This window comes from Caballeronia sp. BR00000012568055, from assembly GCF_029439455.1.
GTDB lineage: Bacteria > Pseudomonadota > Gammaproteobacteria > Burkholderiales > Burkholderiaceae > Caballeronia.
Genome location: NZ_JAQFVG010000107.1, coordinates 2145 through 5911, shown reverse-complemented (window position 1 = coordinate 5911; position 3767 = coordinate 2145). Strand labels below are relative to the sequence as shown.

Below are 3767 nucleotides of genomic sequence, written 5' to 3'. Positions count from 1 at the left end.
CCTGCGCAAGTCCCTACACGCAACCGAATCACCCCCGTAAAAGCGCATCTCGCCGCTGACGGCTCGCCGCAGTCCGACAATGCCCTATTCGTCGAAGCCATCAACGCGCTTCGGCAGCAGCCGCACCTTGCATTGGACTCGGTGGTCGTGGATGTTCACGGCGGACAAATGACGTTGCGAGGATATGTCGGAAGCTACGCGCGAAAGCTGGCCGCGTGCGAAATCATCAAGGCATTGCCGGAGGTTGCCTCAGTGGATGACCGAATAGTGGTGGAACTGCCGCCAGACGCGCGGCGCACGGACGCTGCGTTGGCTTCGGACGTTCACGCAGCCTTGAAATGGGAGGCGTGCGTTCCCGCCGACGCCATCGATGTCAGCGTGGCTCATGGCTGCGTCATGTTGACAGGTGAAACACCTTGGTCCTTCCAGAGAAAACTCGCGGAGCAAGCCGTTGCGCGCCTTAGCGGCATCACGGGCGTAGTCAATCTGTTGCGGGTGAGCGACCGGCAAACGCAAATGCAGGCGAGTACAGCTATCCACGCAGCCTTGCGCCGAGCGGCCGACATTGAAGCGGACGATATCGAAGTGCTGGTTGCCGACGGCACGGTGACGCTACGAGGAACCGTAACGTCGCCAGCCGCGAAAGAGACCGCATGCGACGTCGTTCGTTCGCTCGATGGCGTCCATACGGTGCGTGACGAGATCCGCATTCCGACGAGGCAAGCATGAGATTTCCCATTCATGGACAGAACGGGCGCGGGTATCAAACTCGCGCACGCTCTGATATGAATCGAGGCGATGGGCATTGAATTCGTCTGCCGCATCGAAGCCGCGAGCATGACGGGTATCGGCAGTTTTTATCGACATTTCGATCAGCGCCTGCTTGACGACTATCAGATTACGCTGTCCTGATCGATATGGCGTTCGGATGTGACTACGTGCTTCTCGGCGAGGCGACGCACCGCACGGCACCGCACCGCAAGGCCGCTCCAGCCTCAATGCGGCAGCTGCGCTGGGTCGTAGCGATTGCGTGGGTTCCATAGCATCCAGCCGTCGGTGCCGGCCGCATCGGCGGCGTCGACCTGTTCGCGGATCGCCTCGGCGCCAAACTCGCGATGATCAAACGCGTAATCGCGAAACGCCTGAAGCCACGGCCTGAAGCGCACACCGGGTAAGCCAGTGCGCCGCTTGGCTTCGGCGAGCGAGCGGCTCACGATCTGGCCCGGTTCAGCCGTCGGGCGATTACAGCCAGGCAATCCCCAGGTGAAACCGGACGGATAGAGCATCGGAGAAATGTAGTCCAGCGATGCACCGAGCTGCTCGATCTGCTGGCCGATGGCAGTGTCGTCGAGATTCCAGCAGACGTAGCCGAAGATATCCGCGGAGACAAACACGTTGTAGGGCGTAAGACGTACTCGGGCCATGTTTAGGAACCCGACAATTGCCGCCGTGCGGTTCGCGCGGGTGCTCGGTTCACTGAACTGCAGGCCCGGCGCATCGGGGAAGCGCACGTAGTCAAACTGGATCTCGTCAAAACCGATCCGGGCAGCCTCCTCAGCAATATCGATATTGTGCGTCCACACTGGACGCTGAAATGGGTCGAGCCATTGCAGCGCCTCGTGGTCACGCCACAGCCCGCCGCTCGCATTGCGCACCGCCCACTCCGGATGGGCGCTGGCAAGCGGGTCATCCTTAAAGACGACGATGCGGGCGATCAGATAGAAGCCCTGCTCATGAAGCGTCACGACCAGCGCCGGGAAGTCGTCGATATAGGGCGGTTGCGCACTCACGTAGCGAATTGCTCCGATCGCGTCTCGCCTCGCATCGCGCCATGGCGTGATTCCGCGATCACCTTTGGCGTCGATCACAAGCGCGTTGATGCCGTTGCTTGCGGCGAGCGCCACGGCGGCACCGCGCAAGGTGCGGCTCGTTACACCGTACACGGAAAGGTAGACGCCCTTTGGCCGGAACGGGGTAAGCGCGATCGTCACCGGTGCATCGCTGGCGACGGTCGTCTGTGCGCGGAGATAGCCCGGCGCGCGCGCGGTCACCTTTGTCCCTGACGCAGGCACGGGAAAAGTCCCGTTCGCATCCGCTCTCAGTGCGCGGCCGCCAATCGTCACGATAGCCTCCGGTATGGGCGCACGCGTCCTCGCATCAATGACGATGCTTGAGGGTCCGGTGGCCCCCTGCGCGCAGGCATTGTTGCACCCGAGCGCGAACGCGAGCGCGGCGAAACACAAGATCGAATACTGGACCGGAAGGTTTCTTACAGTCCACCTTACCGGGGCGGGCATCCATGTTCTCATGGTTGCCTTTGCGGGCTTGAATGGTGTTCGTTGAGAAGCTGGGCCAGGCACTCGGGTGCGCAGGCGTCGACCATCATGAAACGTGGTATCGCGAGCGGTCGCGTCGAGCGGGTGACGTTCTGCGGCTCAATGGTGAACGCGGCGCGGAATCCGGCATGCTGCGCGAGCGAGATTAACTGCTCGTCGTGTATGCCGAACGGCCAGGCGAGCAGGTCGACGTGCCCGCCAAGTTGGTGCTCAAGCAACTCGCGCGAGCGCGTGAATTGCGTTAAGGCGAACTGCTCGAAAGCGGGCGCTGACAGGCGTCGTCTCTCAGTGTTGAAGTTTGGATGCCACCACGTGTGCGACTGGATGTCGAAGAGGCCGCTGTCGCGAAGCTCTCTCAACTGGGACCAGGTCATCGCATACGACGCGTTCGAAATGGCGGAGGGATAGATAAACAAGCTGACCGGAAAGCGCTCGCGCAGGACGATTGGGCGCATGACTTCGTAGACCGAACTATGACCATCATCGACGGTGATGGCGACAGCCTTGGCCGGAAGCATCGCCGATGGGTCATTCAGCCAGACGACGATGTCGCGCAGCGCGACAATTTGGTAGCCGTGCGCACGCAGCCACGCGAGATGCGCTTCGAATGTGGCGACGCGGACGGTCATCGAGTCAGTTGCGCCATTGGCGAAGCGATGATAGACGAGGACCGACGCCTGTGTCACAGGTTGCGACGTCTCGCCATGTGCCATCAGCGGACACAGCAGGAGCGCAGCCATCATTTGCGTGCAACTGCTGCGCAATTGCCTGCAAGAGAGAAACGGCATGTTCTTGTCCAGGTCTTATGTTGTTGTCGTCCGTGGGCAGTTCTCGACTCACTCGCTGCACCTTAGCGGCCAGCATCTATTCGAACTGGTTAGCGCTCATGTGACCTTGACCTAAGTCAACGACGCAGCGAAGGAAGAGTCCGTTTGTCTGTGGAGCGCGCGGGCTTACTCCGCGCTTAGCGCCCCTCATACGCCGACAGCGTGCGCGACCACAAGCATTGACAATGAAGTGAAGTTGCTTCGCAGCCCCTATCGTCGAATTCGGACATCACCGATTTATGTGCGTTTGGGATGGCTTGCCTCGATATCGCTCAGATAGGCCGCGAATTGTTCGTTAACTTCGCGACGGGTGGTGACGAAGCCAGCGAGATTGAGCGCGAGTCGCGTCATGTTGAGTTGATCGTTGCCGCCGAACTGCTTGATGATGTCCAGCGGAATGAAGTCCCCCAGCAAGCGCTTGACGAGTTCGTATGAGAAGCGGTCATGTCCGGACTCGACCGGTGTATGCGTCGTACTGCGGTTTGCCATCGCTTTTTGTAGCGGAACGATCAAGCAATTCGAGCAGAAGCAGGGCGGCATGCCCCTCGTTCAGATGATGCGTTTCAACCGTCAAACCGGCGAGTCATTGTCAAGCGTCTGAAGT

At 60.4% G+C, this 3767-nt stretch carries 4 protein-coding genes; 1 reads left to right on the top strand and 3 read right to left on the bottom strand.

Translation table 11 applies throughout. The annotated features are described in order from the left end of the window. The coding region (locus P7F28_RS06515) for a BON domain-containing protein (RefSeq protein ID WP_277183673.1) at positions 1–729 on the top strand (729 nt) is incomplete at its 5' end. 266 nt (positions 730–995) lie between these two features. Here the strand turns inward: P7F28_RS06515 and P7F28_RS06510 are convergent. The 3 genes from P7F28_RS06510 to P7F28_RS06500 all read right to left on the bottom strand — a co-directional run bounded on the left by P7F28_RS06510 (position 996) and on the right by P7F28_RS06500 (position 3652). Continuing rightward, the gene (locus tag P7F28_RS06510; protein WP_370467246.1) at positions 996–2309 is read right to left on the bottom strand and encodes a putative glycoside hydrolase; all 1314 of its coding nucleotides are present in this window, start codon (positions 2307–2309) and stop codon (positions 996–998) included. Next, entirely contained in the window at positions 2306–3124 is an 819-nt protein-coding gene (locus tag P7F28_RS06505; RefSeq protein WP_277183671.1) for a polysaccharide deacetylase family protein, read from the bottom strand. The genes P7F28_RS06510 and P7F28_RS06505 overlap by 4 nt, the downstream gene beginning before the upstream one ends. A gap of 276 nt (positions 3125–3400) precedes the next feature. Next, complete coding sequence (locus P7F28_RS06500; protein WP_277183670.1) at positions 3401–3652, bottom strand: hypothetical protein; 252 nt, start codon at positions 3650–3652, stop codon at positions 3401–3403. Positions 3653–3767: the final 115 nt, after the last annotated feature.